Source organism: Streptomyces sp. BBFR2, assembly GCF_044497305.1.
GTDB lineage: Bacteria > Actinomycetota > Actinomycetes > Streptomycetales > Streptomycetaceae > Streptomyces.
This window is the reverse complement of sequence record NZ_CP172415.1, coordinates 2,556,499-2,581,822: the sequence shown is the minus strand read 5'-3', so window position 1 is coordinate 2,581,822 and position 25,324 is coordinate 2,556,499. Positions and strand designations below refer to the sequence as shown.

Annotated in this window: 18 protein-coding genes; 15 read left to right on the top strand and 3 right to left on the bottom strand. The window is 75.5% G+C overall.

Annotated features, from left to right (window positions below; translation table 11 throughout):
• Nucleotides 1-112: 112 nt before the first annotated feature.
• Together ACGH2B_RS09730 and ACGH2B_RS09725 are read left to right on the top strand one after the other, a co-directional pair.
• The gene (locus ACGH2B_RS09730; protein WP_399087063.1) at nt 113-649 is read left to right on the top strand and encodes a hypothetical protein; all 537 of its coding nucleotides are present in this window, start codon (nt 113-115) and stop codon (nt 647-649) included.
• 105 nt (nt 650-754) lie between these two features.
• A complete protein-coding gene (locus ACGH2B_RS09725; RefSeq protein WP_399087061.1) occupies nt 755-3,628 on the top strand; it encodes an FAD-binding and (Fe-S)-binding domain-containing protein in 2,874 nt (957 codons plus the stop codon).
• 263 nt (nt 3,629-3,891) lie between these two features.
• On the opposite strand, the gene ACGH2B_RS09720 is transcribed toward ACGH2B_RS09725, so the two are convergent.
• Nucleotides 3,892-4,749, bottom strand: a complete 858-nt coding sequence (locus ACGH2B_RS09720) for a LysR family transcriptional regulator (RefSeq protein WP_399087059.1) — start codon at nt 4,747-4,749, stop codon at nt 3,892-3,894.
• 69 nt (nt 4,750-4,818) lie between these two features.
• Between ACGH2B_RS09720 and ACGH2B_RS09715 the strand changes: the two genes are divergently transcribed.
• From ACGH2B_RS09715 to ACGH2B_RS09675, 9 genes are all read left to right on the top strand, one after another.
• The gene (locus ACGH2B_RS09715) at nt 4,819-5,826 is read left to right on the top strand and encodes an EamA family transporter (RefSeq protein WP_399087057.1); all 1,008 of its coding nucleotides are present in this window, start codon (nt 4,819-4,821) and stop codon (nt 5,824-5,826) included.
• Between the two features lie 336 nt (nt 5,827-6,162).
• Nucleotides 6,163-6,972 (top strand): TIGR03084 family metal-binding protein, encoded by an 810-nt coding sequence (locus ACGH2B_RS09710; protein ID WP_399087055.1) that lies wholly within the window; start codon nt 6,163-6,165, stop codon nt 6,970-6,972.
• Nucleotides 6,969-8,678, top strand: a complete 1,710-nt coding sequence (locus ACGH2B_RS09705; RefSeq protein ID WP_399087053.1) for an acyclic terpene utilization AtuA family protein — start codon at nt 6,969-6,971, stop codon at nt 8,676-8,678. The genes ACGH2B_RS09710 and ACGH2B_RS09705 overlap by 4 nt, the downstream gene beginning before the upstream one ends.
• Nucleotides 8,675-10,273, top strand: a complete 1,599-nt coding sequence (locus tag ACGH2B_RS09700) for an acyl-CoA carboxylase subunit beta (RefSeq protein WP_399087051.1) — start codon at nt 8,675-8,677, stop codon at nt 10,271-10,273. Before ACGH2B_RS09705 ends, ACGH2B_RS09700 begins: the two co-directional genes overlap by 4 nt.
• Nucleotides 10,274-10,281: 8 nt before the next feature.
• A complete protein-coding gene (locus tag ACGH2B_RS09695) occupies nt 10,282-12,231 on the top strand; it encodes an acetyl/propionyl/methylcrotonyl-CoA carboxylase subunit alpha (protein WP_399087049.1) in 1,950 nt (649 codons plus the stop codon).
• Between the two features lie 133 nt (nt 12,232-12,364).
• Complete coding sequence (locus ACGH2B_RS09690; RefSeq protein ID WP_399087047.1) at nt 12,365-13,540, top strand: acyl-CoA dehydrogenase family protein; 1,176 nt, start codon at nt 12,365-12,367, stop codon at nt 13,538-13,540.
• A 245-nt stretch (nt 13,541-13,785) separates the two neighbouring features.
• Nucleotides 13,786-15,372, top strand: a complete 1,587-nt coding sequence (locus tag ACGH2B_RS09685) for an AMP-binding protein (RefSeq protein ID WP_399087045.1) — start codon at nt 13,786-13,788, stop codon at nt 15,370-15,372.
• Nucleotides 15,369-16,286 carry an enoyl-CoA hydratase family protein gene (locus tag ACGH2B_RS09680; protein WP_399087043.1) on the top strand — a complete coding sequence of 306 codons (918 nt, stop codon included), beginning with the start codon at nt 15,369-15,371 and terminating at the stop codon, nt 16,284-16,286. The genes ACGH2B_RS09685 and ACGH2B_RS09680 overlap by 4 nt, the downstream gene beginning before the upstream one ends.
• On the top strand, nt 16,274-16,888 hold the full coding sequence (locus ACGH2B_RS09675; protein ID WP_399087042.1) for a TetR/AcrR family transcriptional regulator: 615 nt from the start codon (nt 16,274-16,276) through the stop codon (nt 16,886-16,888). Before ACGH2B_RS09680 ends, ACGH2B_RS09675 begins: the two co-directional genes overlap by 13 nt.
• A 228-nt stretch (nt 16,889-17,116) precedes the next feature.
• On the opposite strand, the gene ACGH2B_RS09670 is transcribed toward ACGH2B_RS09675, so the two are convergent.
• On the bottom strand, nt 17,117-18,217 hold the full coding sequence (locus ACGH2B_RS09670) for a citrate synthase 2 (protein ID WP_399087040.1): 1,101 nt from the start codon (nt 18,215-18,217) through the stop codon (nt 17,117-17,119).
• A gap of 442 nt (nt 18,218-18,659) precedes the next feature.
• Here ACGH2B_RS09670 and pdxH point away from each other — a divergent pair, with 442 nt between their 5' ends.
• Together pdxH and ACGH2B_RS09660 are read left to right on the top strand one after the other, a co-directional pair.
• On the top strand, nt 18,660-19,358 hold the full coding sequence (gene pdxH, locus ACGH2B_RS09665) for a pyridoxamine 5'-phosphate oxidase (RefSeq protein ID WP_399087038.1): 699 nt from the start codon (nt 18,660-18,662) through the stop codon (nt 19,356-19,358).
• Between the two features lie 651 nt (nt 19,359-20,009).
• Nucleotides 20,010-21,452: a PAS domain-containing protein gene (locus tag ACGH2B_RS09660; protein WP_399087036.1), complete on the top strand. Its 1,443-nt coding sequence runs from the start codon at nt 20,010-20,012 to the stop codon at nt 21,450-21,452.
• Nucleotides 21,453-21,504: 52 nt separating this feature from the next.
• Here ACGH2B_RS09660 and ACGH2B_RS09655 read toward each other — a convergent pair whose 3' ends face one another.
• Nucleotides 21,505-22,263: an SIS domain-containing protein gene (locus ACGH2B_RS09655; RefSeq protein WP_399087034.1), complete on the bottom strand. Its 759-nt coding sequence runs from the start codon at nt 22,261-22,263 to the stop codon at nt 21,505-21,507.
• Nucleotides 22,264-22,520: 257 nt separating this feature from the next.
• On the opposite strand from ACGH2B_RS09655, the gene ACGH2B_RS09650 reads away from it, so the two are divergent.
• Both ACGH2B_RS09650 and ACGH2B_RS09645 read left to right on the top strand, forming a co-directional pair.
• The gene (locus ACGH2B_RS09650) at nt 22,521-23,213 is read left to right on the top strand and encodes a metal-dependent transcriptional regulator (protein ID WP_399087032.1); all 693 of its coding nucleotides are present in this window, start codon (nt 22,521-22,523) and stop codon (nt 23,211-23,213) included.
• Nucleotides 23,214-24,269: 1,056 nt separating this feature from the next.
• Nucleotides 24,270-25,142 carry an alpha/beta fold hydrolase gene (locus ACGH2B_RS09645; protein WP_399096876.1) on the top strand — a complete coding sequence of 291 codons (873 nt, stop codon included), beginning with the start codon at nt 24,270-24,272 and terminating at the stop codon, nt 25,140-25,142.
• Nucleotides 25,143-25,324 lie beyond the last annotated feature (182 nt).

The following is a 25,324-nucleotide window of genomic DNA, read 5'->3' as shown; positions in this document are numbered from 1 at the left end:
GGGGCCGGTGGCCGTGGCACACGCCGCGCCCGCCGGCCCCCGCACACGACAGGGGCCGCCCCTCGTACGGCACGGGGTGCCCCGCATCCGGCAAGAGAACGGAAAACGGAACATGACGAACGGAAGGGGCCCGGCGGCGGCCCGCACGCACCGGCGGCGGAACGGAACCCGCACCACTGAGGCGCTCCGGACCGCCGGCGCGGCCCTCGCGGTCGCGGCCGGCGTCTGCTGCGCGGTGCCGTACGCGGCGGGCACGGCCCTCGCCGACGCCCCCGACGGCGGCATGGAGACCCACCACGGCCCGTCCCTGATCACGATCGACAACTCCAACGCCGACTCCTGGCTGGAGGTCGACCGCACCCTCAACATCCTGGCCCCCCTGAGCAAGGGCACCGCCGGCAGCGACCACGACGGCGGCGGCGGCGCGATCGACCAGCGGGTGGAGAACGGCCAGGGCGTCAAGCAGAAGACGGTGCCGCACGACGACCCGCGCAGCGACGACGAGGACGAGGAGGAGGACACGCCGCCCCCGCGCACCCGGGACGCGAAGGGGGACACCCCGCCCCCGCGCACCCGGGACGCGAAGGCCGGCGGGGACGATCCGGAGGGGGACGCGGACCGGGACGACCGCCCGGCGAAACGGGGGTGAGAGCGGGCCCGCACCGCCCCCCCCACTACGCCACCCGCACCCCCTCCGCCCCACCCGGCCACGCCGTAACGCGCGAAGCGGTCCCCGGGTGGGCAGGCTGCCTTCATGCCTGAACGTACGGAGAAGCAGCGGCGGGAACTGGTGCGGGAGTTGGCGGCGGTGGTGCGGGGGGAGGTCTCCGGGGGCGCCGCCGAGCGGGCGCTCATGACTATGGACGCGTCGAACTACCGGCGGGTGCCGGAGGCGGTGGTCGCGCCGCGGGACGCGGAGGACGTGGCGGCGGCGCTGCGGGTGTGCCGGGAGCGGGGGGTGCCCGTCGTGCCGCGTGGGGGCGGGACGAGTATCGCGGGGCAGGCGACGGGGGCCGGGGTGGTGCTCGACTTCACCCGGCATCTGCGGGGGATCACCGCGCTCGATCCGCGGGCGCGGACGGCCACCGTTCAGCCGGGGGTGGTCTGTGACGACCTGCGGGCGGCCGCCGCCCGGCACGGGCTGACGTTCGGGCCGGATCCGTCCACGCACAGCCGGTGCACCGTCGGCGGCATGATCGGGAACAACTCGTGCGGATCGCACTCGGTCGCCTGGGGCACCACCGCCGACAACGTCGAGGAGCTGCGGCTGCTGACGTACGGCGGGGAGGAGGTGCGGGCCGGGCGCGGGGCCGGTGCGGACGGGGCGCCGCGCGGGCTGCCGCCGCGGCTCGCGAACGGCGTACGGGATCTCGTGGGGCGGGAGTTGGCGCTGTTGCGGACCGGTTACCCGGAGCTGCCGCGGCGGATCTCCGGGTACGCGCTGGACGCGCTGCTGCCGGAGCGCGGGACGGATCTGGCGCGGGCGCTGACCGGCAGTGAGGGCACGCTCGGGGTGCTGACGGAGGCGACCGTACGGCTCGTCGAGGCGCCGGCGGCGCGGGCGCTGGCGGTGCTCGGGTATCCGGACGAGTCCGGTGCCGCCGAGGCGGCGCACACACTGTTGCCGTACGGGCCGCTGACCGTCGAGGGGATGGCCGCCGATCTGGTGGGGGACGCGACCGGGCTGCCCGAGGGCGGGGCGTGGCTGTTCGTGGAGACGGGCGGGGCGAGCGCGGCGGAGGCGGCGGCGCGGGCCGAGGAGATCTGCCGGGCGGCGGGCGGGGAGACCACCGGGCACACCGTCGTCGCCGACCCGGCCGGGCAGCGCGCGCTGTGGCGGGTGCGCGAGGACGCGTCGGGGACGGCGACGCGGATGCCGGACGGCAGTGAGGCGTGGCCCGGTTGGGAGGACTGCGCGGTGCCGCCCGCGCGGCTCGGGCCGTATCTGCGGGAGTTCCGCGCGCTCCTGGCCCAGCACGGGCTGCGCGGCACGCCGTACGGGCATTTCGGGGACGGGTGCATCCACGTCCGGATCGATTTCGATCTGCTGAGCGCGGCGGGGGTGCGGCGCTTCCGGGAGTTCTCCGTCGACCTCGCGGATCTCGTCACCGCGCACGGCGGGTCGCTCTCCGGGGAGCACGGCGACGGGCAGGCCCGCGCCGAACTGCTGCCGCGGATGTACGGGAGCGAACTCGTCGGGGTCTTCGAGGAGTTCAAGGCGGTCTGGGATCCGGCGGACGGGCTCAACCCGGGGATGCTGGTGCGGCCCGCGCGGCTGGACGAGAACCTGCGGTTCGCGGTGTTGCCGCGCGGGCCGGTGCCGGTGGAGTTCGGCTATCCGCAGGACGGCGGGGACTTCTCGGCCGCCGTCCGCCGGTGCGTGGGCGTCGCCCGCTGCCGTACGGAGCGGGTCGCGCCGGGCTCGGCGGAGGTGATGTGCCCGTCGTTCCGGGCGACCGGCGAGGAGCGGCACTCCACCCGGGGTCGGGCCCGGTTGCTGCACGAGATGCTGGCCGGGGAGGTCGTCACGGACGGCTGGCGCTCGCCGGAGGTGCGGGACGCGCTGGATCTGTGCCTCTCGTGCAAGGGGTGCCGCAGCGACTGCCCGGTCGGCGTGGACATGGCCACGTACAAGGCGGAGTTCCTGCACCACCACTACGCGGGGCGGGTGCGGCCCGCCGCGCACTACAGCATGGGGCGGCTGCCGGGCTGGCTGCGGGCCGCCGCCCCGCTCGCGCCGCTGTTCAACGCGGCGGCCCGCACCCCGCTCGGCGCCCTTGGCAAACGGCTCGGCGGGATCGCCCCGCAGCGCGAGATCCCGGAGCTGGCGGCGGAACCGTTCACCCGGTGGTTCGCCCGGCGCACCCGGGGGCGGACCGCGCCGCTCGATGCCGCGCGGACCGTCGTGCTCTGGCCCGACACCTTCACCACCTACCTCGCGCCGCAGGTCGGACGGGCCGCCGTCCGCGTACTGGAGGCGGCCGGGCAGCAGATCGCGATGCCGGGGCCCGGTGTCTGCTGCGGGCTGACGTACGTCTCCACCGGGCAGCTCGGCAGCGCGCGGAAGGTCATGCGCCGCACCCTGGACCGGATGGCACGGGCCGGCGGCCACCCGCTCGTCGTCCTCGAACCGAGCTGCGCCGCCACCCTCCGCACCGACCTGCCGGAACTGCTGCCGGAGGACCCGCGGGCCGCCGCGCTCGCCGCGTCCGTCCGCACCTTCGCGGAGGTGCTGGAGGAACGCGCCCCCGACTGGCGGCCCCCGCGCCTGGACCGGCCGGTCGTCGGCCAGACCCACTGCCACCAGCACGCCGTCCTCGGCGACGCGGCCGACCGGCGGCTACGGGAGAAGGCCGGTCTGACCGGCACCCTCAGCGGCGGCTGCTGCGGTCTGGCCGGCAACTTCGGCTTCGAGGACGGCCACTGGGACGTCTCCGTCGCCTGCGCCGAGGAGCAACTCCTCCCCGCCGTACGGGACGCACCGGACGGCGCGGAGGTCGTCGCCGACGGCTTCTCCTGCCGGACCCAGCTCGCCCAGTTGGGGGAGCGCCCGGGGCGGCATCTGGCGGAGGTGCTGGCGGAGGGGCTGGACGCGGCGGAGGGGGAGGGGGGCGGGCCGTCCGCGTAGGGCTGTCCCGGCGGCGCGCCCCTCAGCCGCCCCGGGGCGCCCCGCCCGCGTGAGGCCCGAGGTGCCCCGCCGCCCGCGGACGCACCGGCTTCCGGCGCGCGCCGCTCCGCCCGGGGCACCCGCGCCCGCTCCGCCCGGGGCACCCGCGCCGCCCGGGGCACCCGCGCCCCCGCCCGCTCGGGACCCCGGCCACCGGGGCCCCGGCCCGTGCTCCCCGGGGCGGCCGTACCGCTTCGCCCCGGCCCAGCGGTCCCGCCCCCGGCTCACCCCTCCCGCAACACCTCCCGCGCCAGCCGCCGCAGGTCCGCCAGTGCCGGGTGCTCCGGCTCATCGCGCCAGGCGAGGACGACCGGGACCGGTGGGGCGTCGGCCAGCGGGACGTACGCCATGGTGGGCAGCGGGTGCATCCGGGCGGTGGCGGTGGTGGTGACGCCCACCGCCCGGCCGCCGGTGATGGCGGCCAGCCAGTCGTCGGTGTTGCCGATGGTCACGGTGGACGCGGGGCGGGCGTCCGGGGGCCACAGGTCGAGGGTGGTGGTGCCGGAGACGGTGTTCAGGGCGAGGGTGCGGCCGGCGAGGTCGGCCAGGGCGAGGTGCGGGCGGGCGGCGAGCGGGTCGTCGGCGGCGAGGCCCGCGACCCGTTCCTCGGTGAGCAGCAGTTCGGTGACGAGCCCGGGGGTGCGGACCTCGCCGCGCAGCAGCGCCGCGTCCACGTCGCCGCGCGCCAGCCCCGCCGTACGGTCGTCGATCCGCAGCAGCTCCAGCGGGGTGTCCGGATGCTCCCGGTGCCAGCGGCGCAGCAGCCGCGGGGTGTACGGGCCCGCCGCCGACCAGGCGTGGCCCACCCGCAGCGGCCGGGCGGCGCTCCGGGCGGCGCCGAGCGCGCGGTCGAAGGCGGCGGTCGCGAGGGCGGCCTGATCGCGGAAGCGCAGCCCCTCGGGGGTGAGCGCCAGATGGTGGGTGGAGCGGTCGACGAGGCGGACGCCCAGCTCCTGTTCGAGTTGGCGCAGGGTGCGGGAGACGGCGGGCTGTGTCAGATGCAGCCGTTCGGCGGCGCGGGTGACGCTGAGGGTGTCGGCGATGGCGAGGAAGCAGCGGAAGTGACGCAGCTCGATGCTCATACGCGCGGAGCATAACAACAGGAAAAACGGCATTTCACGGACCGGATCGGCGGGCCTTAGCGTGGTGGCGTGAACACCTCGTCCCCCGGCCCCGACGGCGCCGCGTCCGCCTCCGCCTCGTCCGCCGCCCGCCCCGATCCGGCGGCCCCGGACGCGACGGGCGCCCCGCATCCCGTCCCGCCGTCCCCGGAGGTCGCCGCGGCCGAGGCGGCGGGCGGTGGCGCGGGCGGTGGGCGCGGCCGGCTGGTGTCGGTGGCGCTGGTGATCGGCGGGATCGTCTCGCTGCAGTTCGGCTCGTCGGTGGCGGTGCTGCTCTTCCCGCGCGCCGGGGCGCTGGGCGTCGTCACGCTGCGGCTGGTCGTGGCGTCGCTGGTGCTGCTGATCGCCTGCCGCCCGAAGCTGCGCGGCCACGGACGCGGCGACTGGGCCACCGTCGTCGGCTTCGGTATCGCGCTGGCCGGGATGAACTCGCTCTTCTACCAGGCGATCGACCGTATTCCGCTGGGCGCCGCGGTCACCCTGGAGTTCCTGGGCCCGCTGATCCTGTCGGTGGCGACCTCCCGGCGGGTGCTGAGCCTGGTGTGGGCGGCGCTGGCCCTCGGCGGTGTGGTGCTGCTGGGCCGCGAGGGCTTCGACGGGCTGAACCTCACCGGCGCGGTCTTCGCGCTGGCGGCGGGCGGGCTGTGGGCCGCGTACATCCTGCTGTCGGCGCGGGCCGGGCAGCGTTTCCCGCAGGCCGACGGGCTGGCGCTGGCGATGACCGTCGCGGCGCTGCTCAGTCTGCCGCTGGGTATCGCGTCCGCCGGGCGGGCGCTGCTCGACCCGGTCACCCTCGGGCTGGGCGCCGCCGTCGCCCTGATGTCGTCGGTGCTGCCCTACACCCTCGAACTCCTCGCCCTGCGCAAGCTTCCGGCCTCCGGCTTCGCCGTGATGATGAGTCTGGAGCCGGCCGCGGCGGCGACCGCCGGGTTCCTCGTCCTCCATCAGGCGCTGGGCTGGGCGGAGATCGTCGCCATCGGCCTGGTCGTCATCGCGAGTGTCGGCGCCGTACGGAGCGCGGGGAGCGGGCACGGCTGACCTGGCGGTTTCCGTACGACGCGCGGGGCGCGGGCCGAAGGGCCCGCGCCCCGTCGGCGTTTTCGGGCCCGGCGCGGGGCGCCCTCGCGCGTCCACGGGCCGGGCGCCGTCCGCGCTCCGGGGCGCCCCGCCCGTCCGGCCAAAAACCATGCAGGCGTGCTTGATTGTTTCTCCGGGGGCTGCCACGCTCGGACCGCGCCACGGGTGAAGGCGCCGCGACCGAGCGGCCTTCCCGGGCGCGTACGCGCAGCACGTCAGCACGTCAGCAAGGTGCACACCGAACAGTCAGGGAACTGATCCGGGTCCGCTCGCGGCGGGCCGGGGAGGGAGTGTCGCGTGGCCGATCCCGGCGCCGTACTGGCGGATCTCAGGGACGAGAGCGAGGAGCTGGACGCGCGGGTGGCCGCGCTGCCCGCCGCGCGGTGGGCGGATCCGACGCCCGCCGCCGGGTGGAGCATCGCCCACCAGATCGCCCACCTCGCCTGGACCGACCGGCAGGCGCTCGCCTCCGCGACCGACCCGGACGCCTTCGCGCGCGCCGTCGAGCATGCCCTCGCCGCGCCGGACACCTTCGTCGACGAGGGCGCCGAGGAGGGCGCGCGGCAGGAGCCCGCCGCGCTGCTCGCCGGGTGGCGGGCCGGGCGCGAGGCGCTGCTGACGGCGCTGCGGGCGGTGCCGGACGGCACGAAACTGGCGTGGTTCGGGCCGCCGATGAGCGTCGCGTCGATGGCCACCGGGCGGCTGATGGAGACCTGGGCGCACGGCCAGGACGTCGCCGACGCGCTCGGCGACGCGCGGACACCCACCGCCCGGCTCCGCCACGTCGCCCGGATCGGCGTCCGGGCCCGGAACTTCTCCTACGCCGCACGCCAACTCCCGCCGCCCGACGAGGAGTTCCACGTCGAGCTGCGGGCGCCGGGCGGTACGACGTGGACGTACGGGCCGCCGGACGCCCGGCAGCGGGTCACCGGCGACGCGCTGGAGTTCTGCCTGCTGGTGACGCAGCGGGCGCACCGCGACGACCTGCCGACCCTGCGTGCCGAGGGCGCCGACGCCGACCGCTGGCTCTCCCTCGCCCAGGCGTTCGCGGGCCCGCCCGGACCGGGCCGGGCACCGTCCTCCGCGGGCCGGAGCGCGCCCCGGTGAGCGCGGACGTCCTGCGCGTCGGCAACGCCTCCGGCTTCTACGGCGACCGCTTCGACGCTCTGCGCGAGATGCTCACCGGCGGCCCGCTCTCCGTCCTGACCGGCGACTACCTCGCCGAACTGACCATGCTGATCCTCGGCCGCGACCGCCTCAAGGACCCCGGGCGCGGCTACGCCAAGACCTTCCTGCGGCAACTGGAGGACGGCCTCGGCCTCGCCGCCGAGCGCGGCGTCAAGCTCGTCACCAACGCCGGCGGCCTCAACCCGGCCGGACTCGCCGACGCCGTACGGGAGTTGGCGGACAAGGTCGGTGTGCCCGTACGGGTCGCCCACGTCGAGGGGGACGATCTGCTCGCCACCGGGGACCGCGCCCGGTGGGGCGAGGGCGTCCTCACCGCCAACGCCTACCTCGGCGGCGACGGCATCGCGGAGTGTCTGCGGGCCGGCGCCGATGTGGTGGTCACCGGCCGGGTCACCGATGCCGCGCTGGTCAGCGGCGCCGCGGCGGCCCACTTCGGCTGGGGCCCGGACGACCTCGACGCGCTCGCCGGAGCGGTCGTCGCCGGACACGTCCTGGAGTGCGGCACCCAGGCCACCGGCGGCAACTACAGCTTCTTCGCCGAACACGACGTACGCCGCCCCGGCTTCCCGCTCGCCGAGATCGCCGCCGACGGCACCGCCGTCATCACCAAACACCCCGGCACCGGCGGCGCCGTCACCCCCGGCACCGTCACCGCCCAACTCCTCTACGAGACCGACGGCGCCCGCTACGCCGGACCCGACGTCACCGCCCGGCTCGACACCGTACGGCTGCGAGCGGACGGGCCCGACCGGGTGCGGATCGACGGGGTGCGGGGCGAGGCGCCGCCGCCCGCGCTGAAGGCGGGGCTGACCCGGCTCGGCGGCTGGCGCAACGAGGTCACGTTCGTGCTGACCGGGCTGGCCATCGAGGAGAAGGCGGCGCTGGTCAAGAGCCAGATGGCGGCGGCGCTCGACGCGGCGGAGGCGCGCCCCGCCGAGGTGCGGTGGACGCTGGCGCGCACCGATCACCCCGACGCGGCGGTCCAGGAGGAGGCGAGCGCGCTGCTGCGGCTCGTCGTCCGCGACCGCGACGAGACGGCCGTCGGCCGGGCCGTCAGCGGCGCCGCCGTCGAACTGGCGCTGGGCAGCTACCCCGGCTTCCACGTCACCGCGCCGCCCGGCAAGGGCACCCCGTACGGCGTCTTCGAGGCGGCGGCGGTGGCGCGTACGGAGGTGACGCACACGGCGGTACTGCCCGACGGGACCCGCCGCGTACTGGCGCCGCCCGCCGCCACCCGGGAGCTGACCCGGCTGCCCGACCCGGAGCTGCCGGAGCCGTTGGCCGCCGGGCTGCCGGTCCGCCGCGCCCCGCTCGGCGCGGTCTGCGGCGCCCGCAGCGGCGACAAGGGCGGCTCCGCCAACGTCGGCGTATGGGCCCGCTCCGAGGCGGCGTGGCGCTGGCTCGCCCACACACTGACCGTCGACACCTTCCGTGAACTGCTCCCGGAAACCGGGGAGTTGACCATTGACCGGCATCTGCTGCCCGGTCTGCGGTCGCTGAATTTCGTGGTCCGGGGGCTGCTGGGGGAGGGCGTCGCCGCACAGGCGCGCTTCGACCCGCAGGCCAAGGCGGTGGGGGAGTGGCTGCGCTCTCGCCACCTGGAGATACCGGAGGCACTGCTGTGACCGTCCTGCCCACCGCGCTCGACCCCGCGGACGACGCGTACGCGCGGCGGCGTACGGAGATGCTGGCGAAGCTCGCCGAGATCGAGGAGGCTCACGGGCAGGCGCTCGCGGGCGGCGGCGAGAAGTACCTCACCCGCCACCGCGAGCGCGGCAAGCTGCCCGCCCGCGAACGCATCGAGCTGCTGCTCGATCCGGACACGCCGTTCCTGGAACTCTCCCCGCTCGCCGCCTGGGGCAGCGACTATGCCGTCGGCGCCGCGCTGGTCACCGGCATCGGCGTGGTCGAGGGCGTGGAGTGCCTGATCACCGCCAACGACCCGACGGTCCGCGGCGGCGCCTCCAACCCCTGGACGCTGAAGAAGGCGCTGCGGGCCAACGAGATCGCGTACGCCAACCGGCTGCCGGTGATCTCCCTCGTCGAGTCCGGCGGCGCCGATCTGCCCAGCCAGAAGGAGATCTTCATCCCGGGCGGGGCGCTCTTCAAGGACCTCACCCGGCTCTCCGCCGCCGGTATCCCGACCGTCGCCGTGGTCTTCGGCAACTCCACCGCCGGCGGTGCGTACGTCCCCGGCATGTCCGACCACGTGATCATGGTCAAGGAGCGGGCCAAGGTCTTCCTCGGCGGGCCGCCGCTGGTCAAGATGGCCACCGGTGAGGAGAGCGACGACGAATCGCTGGGCGGCGCCGAGATGCACGCCCGCACCTCCGGACTCGCCGACCACCTCGCGCTCGACGAACCGGACGCGCTGCGCCAGGCCCGCCGCGTCGTCGCCCGCCTCAACTGGCGCAAGGCACACCCCGATCCGGCGCCCGCGCCGCCGCCGAAGTACGACGCGGAGGAGCTGCTCGGCATCGTCCCCGGCGACCTCAAGGCGCCCTTCGACCCCGGCGAGGTCATCGCCCGGATCGTCGACGGCTCCGACTTCGACGCCTTCAAACCGCTCTACGGCACCAGCCTGACCTGCGGCTGGGCCACGCTGCACGGATATGGCGTCGGCATCCTCGCCAACGCCCGCGGTGTGCTCTTCAGCGAGGAGTCCCAGAAGGCGGCGCAGTTCATCCAGCTCGCCAACCAGCGCGACATCCCGCTGCTCTTCCTCCACAACACCACCGGCTACATGGTCGGCAAGGAGTACGAGCAGGGCGGCATCATCAAACACGGCGCGATGATGATCAACGCGGTCTCCAACTCGAAGGTCCCGCACCTCTCCGTCCTGATGGGCGCCTCCTACGGCGCCGGTCACTACGGCATGTGCGGCCGTGCCTACGACCCGCGCTTCCTCTTCAGTTGGCCCACCGCCAAATCCGCCGTCATGGGCCCGCAGCAACTCGCCGGGGTCCTGTCGATCGTCGCCCGCGCCTCCGCCGCCGCGAAGGGGCAGCCCTACGACGACGAGGCGGACGCCGGGCTGCGCGCCATGGTCGAGCAGCAGATCGAGGCGGAGTCGCTGCCGCTCTTCCTCTCCGGGCGGCTCTACGACGACGGCGTCATCGATCCGCGCGACACCCGCACCGTTCTCGGCCTGTGCCTGTCCGCCGTGCACACCGCGCCCGTCGAGGGCGCGCGCGGCGGCTTCGGCGTCTTCCGGATGTGAGGCGACCCATGACCGATCGGACCACCACACCCCCGACACCCCTCACTCTTTCGAGTGTTCTTGTCGCCAACCGCGGGGAGATCGCCCGCCGGGTCTTCCGGACCTGCCGGGAGCTGGGCCTCGCCACCGTCGCCGTGCACTCCGACGCGGACGCCGGTGCCCCGCACGTCCGCGAGGCCGACACCGCCGTCCGGCTGCCGGGCGACGCGCCCGCCGACACCTACCTCCGCGCCGATCTGCTGGTGAAGGCCGCTCTCGACGCGGGCGCCGACGCCGTCCACCCCGGCTACGGCTTCCTCTCCGAGAACGCCGCGTTCGCCGCCGCCGTCACCGATGCCGGGCTGACCTGGATCGGGCCGCCGCCCGAGGCGATCGAGGCGATGGCGTCCAAGACCCGCGCCAAGGAGCTGATGGCGGCGGCCGGCGTCCCGCTGCTCGCCCCCGTCGACCCGGCCACCGCCACCGAGGCGGACCTTCCGCTGCTGGTCAAGGCGGCGTCCGGCGGCGGTGGGCGCGGGATGCGGATCGTCCGTGAACTTTCCGCGCTGGCAGGAGAGTTGGCGGCGGCGCGGGCCGAGGCCGCCGCCGCTTTCGGGGACGGCGAGGTCTTCACCGAGCCGTACGTCACCGGCGGCCGCCACGTCGAGGTGCAGCTCCTCGCCGACGCGCACGGCGGCGTCTGGACGCTCGGTACCCGTGACTGCTCCCTCCAGCGCCGCCACCAGAAGGTCATCGAGGAAGCGCCCGCACCCGGCCTGTCCGACGCGCTGCGCACCACGCTGCACGAGGCCGCCGCCCGCGCCGCCCGCGCCATCGGCTACCGCGGCGCCGGCACCGTCGAATTCCTCGTCTCCGCCGACGGCCGCGCCCACTTCCTGGAGATGAACACCCGCCTCCAGGTCGAACACCCCGTCACCGAGGAGATCTACGGCCTCGACCTCGTCGCCCTCCAACTCTCCATCGCCGAGGGAAGACCGCTGGACGCCGCGCCGCCGCTGCCCCGCGGCCACGCCGTCGAGGCCCGCCTGTACGCCGAGGACCCGGCGGCCGGCTGGCGCCCCGGCACCGGCCCGCTGCACCGCCTCGACGTCCCCGGCTCCGTCCGCCTCGACTCCGGCGTCACCGACGGCACCGTGATCACCGCCCACTACGACCCGATGCTCGCCAAGGTCATCGCCTGGGCCCCGACCCGCGCCGAGGCCGTCCGCCGCCTCGCCCACGCCCTCGAACGCGCCCGTGTCCACGGCCCGGTCACCACCCGCGACCTGCTGGTCCGCTCGCTGCGCCACCCCGCCTTCACCACCACCGACGGTCTCGACACCGGCTTCTACGACCGCCACCTCGCCGAACTCACCGCCCCCGACGAGGCGTCCGCAGCCCGCGCCCGCCTCGCCGCGCTCGCCGCCGCCCTCGCCGACGCCCACGGCCGCTCCCGCTTCGGCGGCTTCCGCAACCTCCCCTCCCGGCCGCAGACCAAGACGTACGCGGCCGAGCCGGGCGGCGAGCCGTACGAGATCCGCTACCGGCTGACGCGCGGCGGCGCCCTGCGGGCCGAGGACTTCCCCGGCGTCCAACTGCTGGCACACACCGCGGACACCGTCGTCCTCGAAGCCGACGGTCTGCGGCGGGAGTTCGCGGTGGCCCGCTACGGCGACCGGGTCCACGTCGACACCGCCACCGGCGGCCACGCCTTCACCGTCCTGCCCCGCTTCCCCGACCCTGCCGACCGCGCCGAGCCCGGCTCCCTGCTCGCCCCGATGCCCGGCACCGTCGTCCGCCTCGCCCCCGGCCTGGCCGAGGGCGACCGCGTCGAGGCCGGCGCGCCGCTGCTCTGGCTGGAGGCGATGAAGATGGAACACACCGTCACCGCACCGGCCACCGGCACGCTCACCAGCCTGCCGGTGAGCGTCGGCACTCAGGTGGAGGTGGGCGCGCTGCTGGCGGTGGTGAGCGGCTGAGCGGCCCGCGGGCCGAACGGACGGGGCGCCCGCCGCTCCCGGGCCGGCCCCGCGCCCCGAACCCGTACACCCACCACCCCACCCACCCCTCCCGTACGTCTCACATCTCACCCACCGCACAGAGGGAGCCCCCATGAGCACCGCCCTGCGCAACTCCGTGATCGAGACCGAGGAACAGCGTGATCTGCGCGCCGCCGTCGCGGCGCTCGGCAAGCGGTACGGCCGGGAGTACTTCACCCGCGTCGTCGCCGAGGGCCGCCACACCGATGAACTGTGGACGGAGGCCGCCGGGCTCGGCTACCTCGGCGTCAACCTTCCCGAGGAGTACGGCGGCGGGGGCGGCGGCATCGTCGAACTCTCCCTCGTACTCGAAGAGTTGGGCGCCGCGGGCTGCCCGCTGCTGATGATGGTGGTCTCCCCGGCCATCTGCGGCACCGTCATCGCCCGCTTCGGCACCGAGGAGCAGAAGCGGCAGTGGCTGCCGGGGCTCGCCGACGGCAGCCGCACCATGGCCTTCGGCATCACCGAACCGGACGCCGGGTCCAACTCCCACCGCATCACCACCACCGCCCGCCGCGACGGCTCCGACTGGGTGCTCACCGGCCGCAAGGTCTTCGTCTCCGGTGTCGACATCGCCGAGGCCACCCTCATCGTCGGCCGCACCGAGGACGCCCGCACCGGCCGCCTCAAGCCCTGCCTCTTCCTCGTCCCGCGCGACGCCCCCGGCTTCGGCCGCAGCCCCATACCGATGGAACTCGCCGCCCCCGAGAAGCAGTTCGAGCTGGTCCTCGACGATGTCCGGCTGCCCGCCGACGCCCTCGTCGGCGACGAGGACGCCGGACTCCTCCAACTCTTCGCCGGGCTCAACCCCGAACGCATCATGACCGCCGCGTTCGCCCTCGGCATGGGCCGCTACGCCCTGGAACGCGCCGTCGACTACGCCCGCACCCGGCAGGTCTGGAAGGACCCCATCGGCGCCCACCAGGCCATCGCGCATCCCCTCGCCCAGGCCCACATCGACCTGGAGTGCGCCCGGCTGATGACGCAGAAGGCCGCCCACCTCTACGACGCCGGGGACGACATCGGCGCCGGCGAGGCCGCCAACATGGCCAAGTACGCTGCCGGGGAGGCCGCCGTCCGCGCCGTCGACCAGGCCGTGCACACCCTCGGCGGCAACGGACTCACCCACGAATACGGCCTCGCCTCCCTCATCACCGCCGCCCGCGTCGCACGGATCGCCCCCGTCAGCCGGGAGATGATCCTCAACTACGTCTCCCACCAGACGCTGGGCCTGCCGAAGTCCTACTGAGGCGCCGGCCACCGCCGCCCGCCCCGCCCGCGCCCGGCACGCACCGGACACCGCGGGGCCCGCCCTCCGGACGGACGGCGGGAAGGCGGCGGCAGGCACCGGGGCGCCGCGCACCGGCCGTACGCACCGGCCGTACGCGGCGGGCGCACCCACGGCGGCACCGGGGGAGGGCACCACCACCCACCGAGCGCGGCGCGGCGCACCCCCGCGCCCGCGCCGCGCTCCCGCCACGGAAGGAACCCCGCATGACCTCCCGCATCCTTCGCAGCGACCACCCGCCGATCGCCCCCGTCACCGAGCCGGTCCACTCCTACGTCCTGGCCGGCGCCGCCGAACGCGGCGACCACCCCGCCCTGATCGACGCCACCGACGGCACGACCCTCGGCTACGCCCGCCTCGACCACCTCACCCGCCGCCTCGCCGCCGGACTCGCCGGAACCGGCCTGGCCAAGGGCGACGTCCTCGCCCTGCACAGCCCGAACAGCGTCCTCTTCCCCGTCGTCTGCTACGCCGCCTGGCGCTGCGGCGCGGCCGTCACCACCGTCCACCCGCTCGCCACCGCCGAGGAGTTCGCCACCCAGCTCGCCGACTCCGGGGCCCGCCGCATCGTCACCGTCGCCGCCCTCCTCGACGCCGCGCGGGACGCCGCCCGCCGCGCCGGAGGCGTCACCGAGATCCTGGTCTGCGACCGCGCCGACGGCCACCGCTCGGTCCTCGACCTCGCCGGATCCGCCGCCCCCGAACCGGACGTCGCCCTCGACCCCGCCACCGATCTCGCCGTCCTGCCGTACTCCTCCGGCACCACCGGCACCCCCAAGGGCGTGATGCTCACCCACCGCTCCGTCGCCACCAACCTCGCCCAGCTCGACGCGTTCCTCAGCGGCGGACCCGACGACCGCGTCCTCGCCGTGCTGCCGTTCTTCCACATGTACGGCCTCACCGCCCTGATGAACGCCCCGCTGCGGGCCGGCTCCACCGTCGTCGTGCTGTCCCGCTTCGATCTGGAGCAGTTCCTCGGCGCGATCCAGCGGTACCGCATCACCGCCGTCTACGCCGCGCCCCCGATGGTCCTCGCCCTCGCCAAACACCCCCTGGTCGACGCGTACGACCTCACCTCGCTGAAGTACCTGGTCTGTGCCGCGGCGCCGCTGGACGCCGCGCTCGCCGACGCCTGCGCCCACCGCCTGGGCCTCAAGGCCGTCCTCCAGGCGTACGGCATGACCGAACTCTCGCCCGCCAGCCACCTCGTACCGCCCGGCGCCGAGGCCCCGCCCGGCACCGTCGGCCGGCTGCTGCCCGGCACCGAGATGCGGCTGGTCTCGCTCACCACCGGCGAGGACCTGCCGCCCGGTGAGGACGGCGAGATCGTGCTGCGCGGCCCGCAGGTGATGAAGGGCTACCTCGGCCGCCCCGAGGCCACCGACGCCCTCATCGACGCCGACGGCTGGCTGCACACCGGCGACATCGGCCGCACCGACGCCGACGGCTGGCTCTACGTCGTCGACCGCGTCAAGGAACTGATCAAGTACAAGGGCTACCAGGTCGCTCCCGCCGACCTGGAGGCGCTGCTGCTCGCCCACGACGACATCGCCGACGCCGCGGTCATCGGCGTCCCCGACGACGACGGCAACGAGATCCCCAAGGCGTACGTCGTCCCCCGCCCGGGGGCCGCCCTCGTCGCCGACGACGTTCTCACGTACGTTGCCGGACGAGTCGCCCCGTACAAGCGGGTGCGCCGCGTGGAGTTCACCGACTCGGTGCCGCGCGCGGTGACCGGCAAGATCCTGCGACGCGAACTCCGCGCCAGGGAAAGGAGCTCCACGGCCCGATGACAACCGACACCACGCCGGGCGCCACGCCCCCGGGCGACCCGGGCCCCACGCCGGCTGCCGGATCCGGTGCGGCACCGGACGCCCGATCCGGCGCGACGCCCGGCTCCGCGCCCGCCGCCGCATCCGCCGCCACGTCCGGTCCCGCGCCCGCCGCCGACCCCGCCCCGCTCGTCCGCACCGCCCATGACCAGGGCGTCACCACTCTCACCCTGGACTCCCCGCACAACCGCAACGCGCTCTCCGCCCGCCTCGTCGGCGAGCTGCACGCCGCCCTCGCCGCGGCCGCCGCCGACGACGCCGTCCGCGCCGTCGTCCTCACCCACACCGGCACCGCCTTCTGCGCCGGGGCCGACCTCACCGAGGCGACCGGCGGCGCCCCGGCCGACGCGCCGCTGGGCCTGACCCGGCTGCTGCGCGCGGTCGTCGAGCTGCCCAAGCCGGTCGTCGCCCGCGTCACCGGGCACGTCCGCGCCGGGGGCACCGGGCTGCTCGGCGCCTGCGACATAGCGGTGGCCGGGCCCGGCGCCACCTTCGCCTTCACCGAAGCGCGCCTCGGACTCGCCCCGGCCGTCATCTCGATGCCGCTGCTGCCCCGCCTCGACGCGCGCGCCGCCGGCCGCTACTACCTCACCGGCGAACGGTTCGACGCCGCCGAAGCCGCCCGCATCGGCCTGGTCACCCTCGCCGCCGACGACGTCGACGCCGCCCTCGCCCCCGTGCTCGACGGGCTCCGCAAGGGCTCCCCGCAGGGCCTCGCCGCCTCGAAAGCGCTGGTCACCGCCGAGGTGCTGCGGACCTTCGACCGCGACACCGAGCGGCTCGCCGCCGAGTCCGCGCGGCTCTTCGCCTCCGCCGAGGCACGCGAGGGCATGACCGCCTTCCTGGAGCGAAGGGCCCCGCGATGGGCACGGTGAACACCGCCCGCACCGCCAAGGTGCCCCAGCAGGACCGCAGCCGGGCCACCCGCCGCGGTCTGCTGGAGGCGGCGGTGGCCTGCCTCGCCGAACACGGCTGGGCGGGCTCCACCGTCGCCGTCGTCGCCGAACGCGCCGGAGTCTCCCGCGGCGCCGCCCAGCACCACTTCCCCACCCGCGAGGACCTCTTCACCGCCGCCGTCGAGCACGTCGCCGAGGAACGCTCCCAGGCGCTGCGCGCCCTCTTCCCGCCCGGCACCGGCGCCCCCGCCGACCGTCGCGCCGTCGTCGCCGCCGTCGTCGACCTCTACACCGGCCCCCTCTTCCGCGCCGCCCTCCACCTCTGGGTCGCCGCCCCCTACGAGGACCAACTACGGGACCGGGTGACGGAGTTGGAGGCCCGGGTCGGCCGGGAGTCCCACCGCACCGCCGTCGACCTGCTCGGCGCCGACGAATCCGTCCCCGGCGTCCGCGAGACCGTCCAGGGCCTCCTCGACATGGCCCGCGGCCTGGGCCTGGCCACCCTCCTCAGCGACGACACCCCCCGCCGCGCCCGCGTCGTCGACCAGTGGGCCACCCTGATCGACGAGGCCCTGAGCTGAGCCGGACGGGGCGGGGGCGGGGCGTGCTCGCGCCCCGGTGACCCGCACCACCGCACACCGGCAGGCCGCCACCGGAATTCCCACCGGCGCGCGGCCTGCCGCACGGCCCGGGGCGCCCGTACGGAAGGCGGCTCCAGGCTCGCCCTTACGGGGCCGGGGGGCTCACCCTTCACGAGACGCGGACCGGCCCCTGCGGGGCTCACCCGCAGGCCCCGTGAGGGCCACCCCTCAGTGCGCCGCCGCGTCGAACCCGGAGATCTCCCGCGGGCTCCGCGACGCCGGGCCCACGTACCGCGCCGACGGCCGCACCAGCCGCCCGGTGCGCTTCTGCTCCAGGATGTGCGCGCTCCACCCGGCGGTCCGGGCACAGGTGAACATCGAGGTGAACATGTGCGCCGGGACCTCCGCGAAGTCCAGCGTGATCGCCGCCCAGAACTCCACGTTCGTCGCCAGCACCCGGTCCGGACGCCGGTTGTGCAACTCCTCCAGCGCCGCCTTCTCCAGCGCCTCGGCCACCTCGAAACGGGGCGCGCCCAGCTCCTTCGCGGTCCGCCGCAGCACCCGCGCCCGCGGGTCCTCGGCGCGGTAGACGCGGTGCCCGAAGCCCATCAGCCGCTCACCCTTGTCGAGGGTCTTGCGCACGTACGCCGCCGCGTCACCGGTCCGCTCGATCTCCTCGATCATGCCGAGCACCCGCGACGGCGCCCCGCCGTGCAGCGGCCCCGACATCGCGCCGACCGCACCGGACAGCGCCGCCGCCACATCCGCGCCGGTCGACGCGATGACCCGGGCGGTGAACGTCGACGCGTTCATGCCGTGCTCCGCCGCCGACGTCCAGTACGCGTCGACCGCCGCGACGTGCTTGGGGTCCGGCTCCCCGCGCCAGCGCCGCATGAACCGCTCCACGACGGTCTCCGCCTTGTCGATCTCCCGCTGCGGCACCATCGGCAGCCCCTGACCGCGCGCCGACTGCGCCACGTACGACAGCGCCATCACCGCGGCGCGCGCCAGATCGTCCCGTGCTGTCCGCTCGTCGATGTCCAGCAGCGGCTTGAGCCCCCACACCGGCGCCAGCATCGCCAGCGCCGACTGCACATCGACGCGGATGTCCCCGGAGTGCACCGGAATCGGGAACGGCTCGGCCGGCGGCAGCCCGGGATCGAACGCCCCGTCCACCAGCAGCCCCCAGACCTTCCCGAACGACACACTGCCCACGAGGTCCTCGATATCGACCCCGCGGTAGCGCAGCGCACCGCCCTCCTTGTCCGGTTCGGCGATCTCCGTCTCGAACGCGACGACACCCTCAAGTCCGGGTACGAATGCGGACATCTGGCGACTCCTCAAGGTGCGGACGGCCCACGGTCGGAGACCGGTTGCCGTGCGATCGGCTCGGTGTGCGGTGCCGGAACGGCTCCACGGCTGCGCCCGGCAGCTCGCGGTCCGCGCCGGTCACCTGATGCCTCGCGAGGGCATGGTGACGCGGTACCCGCCCGGGGTGGACGGCCCTCGGGCGCGGCAGGGGTGGTGCGCTGTGCGGTCCACGGGACGTACGGCCCCGGCGCGTTCACGGCGGGGTCCGCCGGTCCGGCGGCCCGGACACGATGGTCGCCGATATATGAAGCCCACAGTGCACCGACCCGCAATTTTGGCGCTTTCCCCACCTGCAAGGAAGCGTGACGTCCGGCACACTGGTCGATTCGCCTACGGGAGGGTTACGTCCGGGCGACGAGGGGCAAACTTCCGGCCCTCGCCCTGCCCCGGGGGCGTGCCGATGCTGCAAGATGAGGCCGTGCACTCCGCCGACGCGCCCACCCCCGATGCCCACGAATCCCTCGATCCCTCGTCGATGCGCGCCCATTACCGCGCCGAGGGGCTGACCGAGACCGAGCTGGCGGCCGAGCCGTACGCACAGTTCGCGCGCTGGTTCAAGGAAGCCGCCGCGTCCGGGCTCCACGAGCCCAACGCCATGGTCGTCTCGACCGCCGACGCCGCGGGCCGCCCCAGCTCACGCACGGTGCTGCTGAAGGCGTTCGACGACCGCGGCTTCGTGTTCTTCACCAACTACACCAGCCGCAAGGGCCGCGACCTCGCCGAGAACCCGCACATCTCGCTGCTCTTCCCCTGGCACCCGCTGGCCCGCCAGGTCATCGTCACCGGCACCGCCGCCCGCATCGGCCGCGACGAGACCGCCGCCTACTTCCGCTCCCGCCCGCACGGCTCCCAACTCGGCGCCTGGGCCAGTGACCAGTCCGCGCCGCTCACCTCCCGCGCCGAACTGGAGGACGCCTACGCCGCGTTGGCGGCCCGCTACCCCGAGGGCGAGCAGGTCCCCGCGCCCCCGCACTGGGGCGGCTACCGCGTCACCGCCGAGAGTGTCGAGTTCTGGCAGGGCCGCGAGAACCGTCTCCACGACCGCCTCCGCTACACCCGCGCCACCACCGGCTGGACCGTGGAACGCTTCGCGCCGTGAGCCCGGCGCCCTGATCCCCGGCCACCGCCCGGAACGGGAAGGGCCTTCGCGGGCCCGGGGGTCAGGCGGCGGCCGGTACGCGGCGGGGCCGCCGCCGCAGGGGCCCGCGCCGCCCCGGACCGGGGACCGGGATCTCCGGGCGGACATCGAAGCCTCCGGGCGGGAGATCCCGCTTTCCCGGGCAGCGAAAAGGGCCCCGTGCGGGGCCCGGAGAACGCAGACGACCCGTGGGCCGCTTCCACCGCGCCGGGTGGCGCGGCGACCGGTCGGACGAACCGGGGCCCACGGGTCGGGTGACTGCTGGGGATTGGCCGGCGACGCATCTGCAGTATGCGCGGGCCGGCGCTGCACTGGGTGTGAAGCGGCGGCCCTAGGCCGCAGCCACCTCACGCGTCCGGTGAGAAATCATTGGCCGAACCACCTCCCTTCTCGTGTGCGCACCACCCTAGGAACGCCTCCGGACCCGCACAACCGAATTAATTTCCCGGCACGTACGGGGCGGCTGCGGCGCCCGGGACACCCGCGCCGTCCCGGGGTTCCCCGAGGGCCGGGACGGCCGCGGGATTTCCGCGAAGAGGGTGTGTGCTGAGTCACGTTCGAGTTGAATGTGCCCAGGTCCAGAACGCGCCACCGCGCCCGTAGGGGGTTCCCGTGACCGCTTCGTACGGCTCCGCTTCGTACGGTTCCTCGGCGGAACACCGCACCCCGGGGCCGGCCGCCGCGCCGCCGGGCCCGGACGTGCCCGCCGGGGACACCGGACTGCTCGCCGCCCTCCTCGACGGGATGGACACCGCGTTCCTCGCCCTCGCCGCGGACGGCACGGTCACCCACTGGAACCACGAGGCCGAAGCGCTTCTGGGCTGGCCCGCCGCCGAGGCCGTCGGCCGCCGCGGGCTGACCGGCTGGGCGGTCCGCGGCGAGGACGCGGACGCCACCGAGTCCGCCCTCCTCGCCGCCCTGCGCGCCCCCGGCCGCCAGGTCCACGACCACGCCCTGCTCACCAAGGACGGCCGCCGCGTACTGGTGCGCGGCCAGAGCGCCGCCGTACGCGGACCCGACGGCCGGGCCACCGGCGTCTACTGCGTCTTCAGCGCCGTTCACGCCCAGATCGGCCTGGAGCGCTCCCTCGCCCTGAGCGAGGCGCTCTGCGACGACGCGCCCTGGGGCGTGGTCCTCGTCGACGCCGACCTGCGGCCCGCCGTCGTCAACGCACCCGCCGCCCGCGCCCTGGAATCCGGCCGGGACGTGCTCCTCGGCCGCCCCCTCGGCGAGCTGCTGGACCAGGGTGCCGAGGAGGTCGAGGCGGTGCTCCAGCACGTGCTGGCGGAGGGCGATCCGCCCGGCCCGAGCGACCTGTGGGTGACGCTGCGCGCCCCCGACGGCGAGCGCCCCCGCCGCTGCTGGCGCAGCGGCTTCGTCCGTCTCGCCTCCCCGCTCTCCGAGGAACCGGCCCCGCTCGGCGTCGCCTGGCTCTTCCAGGACGTCACCGACGCCAAACAGGCCGAACAGGACGGCGCGCTGCTCCGCTTCCGCACCCAGCAGCTCCACCGCGCGAGCCGCGCCGCCGCCGACTGCCCCGACCCGCGGGAGGCGGCCGCCGTCCACCTCGACTACGCCCTGGCGGGCTTCGCCGACCACGCCCTCGTCGACGTCGTCGCACCCGGCCCCGGCGCGGCCCAGGAGGACGAGGCGCGGGACGGTTCCGGGGACGGCGCCGCCCCCGTGCGGCTGCGGCGGGCCCTCGCCTCGCCCGCGGGCTCGCCCGGCCCCTGCACGGCGCCGCAGCCGTCCGCCGTCCCCGTCGCGTACCCCGACGGGCACCCGGCCCTCCAGGCGTACGGGCGCGGCGGCTCGGTGCGGACGAGCGCGGGGGCGTCCGGTGACGACGGCTGGGCGGCGGCCCGCCGCTGGCCGGACGGCGCGGTCCACGGGCTCTGCGTGGTGCTGCGCAGCCGCGGCCGCCTCCTCGGCGTCGTGACCTTCCTGCGCACCCCGGCCCGCCGCCCCTTCGACCGCGCCGACGCCGCCTACGCGGAGGAGGTCGCCGCCCGGATCGCCGCGGCCCTCGATCTGGCGGCGGCGTCCGGCGGCTGACCGGTGGCGGCGCCCGGGAGCGTGCGGTGTTCGCGGTCCCGGGTCGGCCGGCTCACTCCTGGTAGAAGATCCGGTCCGCGTACTCCCGCAGCACCCGGCCGTTCCACTCGCGGCCGCCGTCGACGTTGCCGGACCGCAGCAGCGGCGGTTCGGTGCCCCGCTCGGCCAGCGCACCGGCGGCCGTCGCCACCACCGCCTGCATGATCGCGCTGGTCACGACGGTGGACGCGGGCGCGAACGGCGTGCCGCTCCCCGGGAGCCGCAGCTCCGCGTCGCCCACCGGGATACGGCTGTCGAGCACCAGGTCGCAGTGGTCCTTGAGGAAGGTCCCCGAGGCGTGCCGGGAGGCGGTGGCGTCCGCGTAGGCGACCGACGTCAGGCCGACGACCTTGATGCCGCGGGCCCGGGCGGTCAGCGCCATCTCGACGGGCAGCGCGTTCCGCCCGGAGAGCGAGATGATCACCAGCACGTCACCGGCCCGCAGCGGGCTGGTGTCCAGCACCGCGGCGGCCAGCCCGTCGACCCGCTCCAGCGCGCTGCCGAGTGTCGCGGGCCGGACGTCCACGCCCACCATCCCCGGCACCGACAGCAGGTTCATGACGGCGAGGCCGCCCGCCCGGTAGACGGTGTCCTGCGCGGGCAGCGAGGAGTGCCCGGCGCCGAAGGAGAAGACCCGGCCGCCCGCCTCGACGGTGTCGGCGATCAGCCGTCCGGCGGCGGTGACGGCGGGCCCCTCCGCGTCGCGCGCCTGCCGCAGCAGCTCGATCGCGGCGTCGAAGTACTGCCCGGCAAGCCGGTCGCTCTCAGCCATTCCCGCGGACTCCCTCGTCGCAGCTCATCGCTTTCCCCCGCCCCGGCCGGCCCACGAGGCGCCGGACGGGGGCGGCCGTGGCGCGGATCACGTTGCGGTCTGGACCAGTGCGCTGTCAATACGGCTGACACGACGGCCCCCGGACGGCTTGTTCCCGGCCCCGGGCGGCGGCCGCCGAGGGCGCGGGCGACGCCGTTGTCAGCGGGATGCGTCAGAATTGAATCCAGGGCCACCGCACGACACAGCTAGGGGCACGCATGTCCGGACTGATCGACACCACGGAGATGTATCTCCGCACCATCCTCGAACTCGAAGAGGAAGGTGTGGTCCCGATGCGCGCCCGCATCGCGGAGCGGCTCGAACAGAGCGGCCCCACGGTCAGCCAGACCGTGGCGCGCATGGAGCGGGACGGCCTGCTGTCCGTCGCGGGCGACCGCCATCTGGAGCTGACGGAGGAGGGCCGCCGGCTGGCCACGCGCGTGATGCGCAAGCACCGCCTCGCCGAGTGCCTGCTCGTCGACGTCATCGGGCTGGAGTGGGAGCAGGTGCACGCCGAGGCGTGCCGCTGGGAGCACGTGATGAGCGAGGAGGTCGAGCGCCGCGTCGTCGAGCTGCTGCGTCACCCGACGGAATCGCCGTACGGCAACCCGATCCCGGGCCTGGAGGAGCTGGGCGAGCAGGCCGAGGCCGACCCGTTCCTGGAGACGGGCATGGTCAGCCTCACCGAGCTGGACGCCGGCCCCGACGGCAAGAACGTCGTGGTCCGCCGCATCGGCGAGCCCATCCAGGCCGACGCGCAGCTCATGTACACCCTGCGGCGCGCCGGGGTCCAGCCGGGCGCGGTGGTCAGCGTGACCGAGGCGCCCACCGGCGTCCTCGTCGGCAGCAGCGGTGAGGCCGCCGAGCTGGAATCCGGAATCGCCGCGCACGTCTTCGTGGCCAAGCGCTGACACCCGCCGGACACCGGACGACCCGGAGTCCGCCGACCACCATCCGCCCCCGTGCTCGCCGAGCACGGGGGCGGACGTGTGTCGCGGACGTGCTGACGGAAGCGCGTGGCGGTCGCGTCAGCACGTCCTGACGGAAGCGCGTGGGCTGCGTCGAGGGCCCGGCGTACGGGGCCGGGGCCGTCCACAGCGGCCCGGGAAGCCGCTGCGAATGGGCCGTACGGGGGCCGGGGTGGCCTTGCGGGCATCGCCGTGGCCCGGCCCCACTGCCCGGGGCGGGCATCGCCGCGGATCTGGCGCTACGGCGCCCAGGGCGTGGGGCTCCACGGCCGCGGGGGAGCGGGGTACGGCCGCCACCGATGAGCCGTCTTACGGCTCGGGGCCGACGGGCTCCGGTGGCGCGGTGGGGATATCCGCCGATTTCTCCCCGCCCGCCGTCCTGAGCTGCGCAGAGGCGGAACGGTGTGCGGCGTGGCGGCTTCCGGACGGGATGAGGAATCGCGCGAACCGGTGCGGAACGGCCGAGGACGTGTCACCCTTGGCGCCCACATGGATGCCCGCTGTGGTGCCGAACGGCCTGCGGACGGGCCCGGTCCGGGCTGCGGCGGCCCGGACGCGGAACGGTACGGGGGAGCCGCGGGTCTGACGGCTTCCGGGGGAGGAGGCGCGGGTGGGGGCAGCGGAACCGGACCGAACGCGGCGGGCGGCGGCGCGCGGAATTCGCGGAATGCGACGGCCCGCGGTGCGATACGGGGCCCGCGACGCACGGCGCCCGGCGGTACGGCGCGGGCTCTCGGGGCCCCGGCGCTGCGAACATCCGAGGCCCCGCCTCCCCCAGCTCCCCCGTCAGGACCTGGAGCCCCGAGCTCTCAAGGTCCCGCCCCATGGGCCCCCTGCCCGGCGAGGCCCGTCCCCCTGTAGCTGTCTCCCCGTGCGGATCCCCGGCTATCCCTGCGCACCGTCACCCGAACGAGGGGACTTCCGCACGGGACCGCCGTATTCGAATGGACATTCGATAGTCTGGAGCGGGTCACAGGACGAGTGGGGGTGTCAGAGCACATGGTGCGGCGCATCGAGGTGACGGGAGCCGGCGGGGTGCGGCTCGCGGCCTGGGAGTTCACCGACCCGCCCAAGGGCGACGGCGGGCCGGAGGTGAGTGAGCGGCGCCCCGGCGTCCTGCTGCTCCACGGCCTGATGGGGCGCGCGTCCCATTGGGCCGACACCGCCCGCTGGCTCGGCGCGCGGTACCGCGCCGTCGCTCTCGACCAGCGCGGCCACGGTCGCAGCGAGAAGCCCGCCGGTGCCCCCTTCGACCGCGCCTCCTTCGTCGAGGACGCGATAGCCGCCATCGAGCAGCTCGGCCTCGCCCCCGTGACCCTCGTCGGCCACGCCATGGGCGCGCTGACCGCCTGGCAGCTCGCCGCCCGCCGACCGGACCTGGTCGGTGCGCTGGTCATCTGCGATATGCGGGCGTCCGCGCTGGGCGCCGCCTCACAGCGCGAATGGGCCGAGTGGTTCGCCACCTGGCCGCTGCCCTTCGCCACCCTCGCGGATGTCCGCCGGTGGTTCGGCGAGGACGATCCGTCGCTGGAGCGGCCCCGCCCGGCGCGCGGCGCGTACTTCGCCGAGGTGATGGCCGAGGGCGCCGACGGCTGGCGCCCGGTCTTCTCCCGCCGCCAGATGCTCACCGCCCGCGAGACATGGGTGACCGACGCCCACTGGGAGGAGCTGGCCGAGGTCCGCTGTCCCGCCCTCGTCGTCCGGGGCCAGGACGGCGAACTGGGCCGCGCCGAGGCCCAGGAGATGGTCCGCGTCCTGCCCGGCGGCAGCTACGCCGAAATACCCGACGCGGGCCACCTGCTGCCCTGGGAACACCCCGACGCCTGGCAGCGCGCCGTGGAACCTTTCCTGCGGGCGGCCATACCGGAGTGAGAGCGCCGGGCGGCCCGAGGAGGGAGGCCGTGCCTTCCGCGAGGCGCCGCCCGGCGGAGCCGGACATCCGCTCGTAGCGACCGGGCCGGGTGGCGGGTGCCCGCCGGGTCGTCGGCTCTGCTTTCCGTTGTTCGGCCGGTCGCCGATGGGCCGGCAATCCGGGCGTGCCCGCTCGGCTGCTG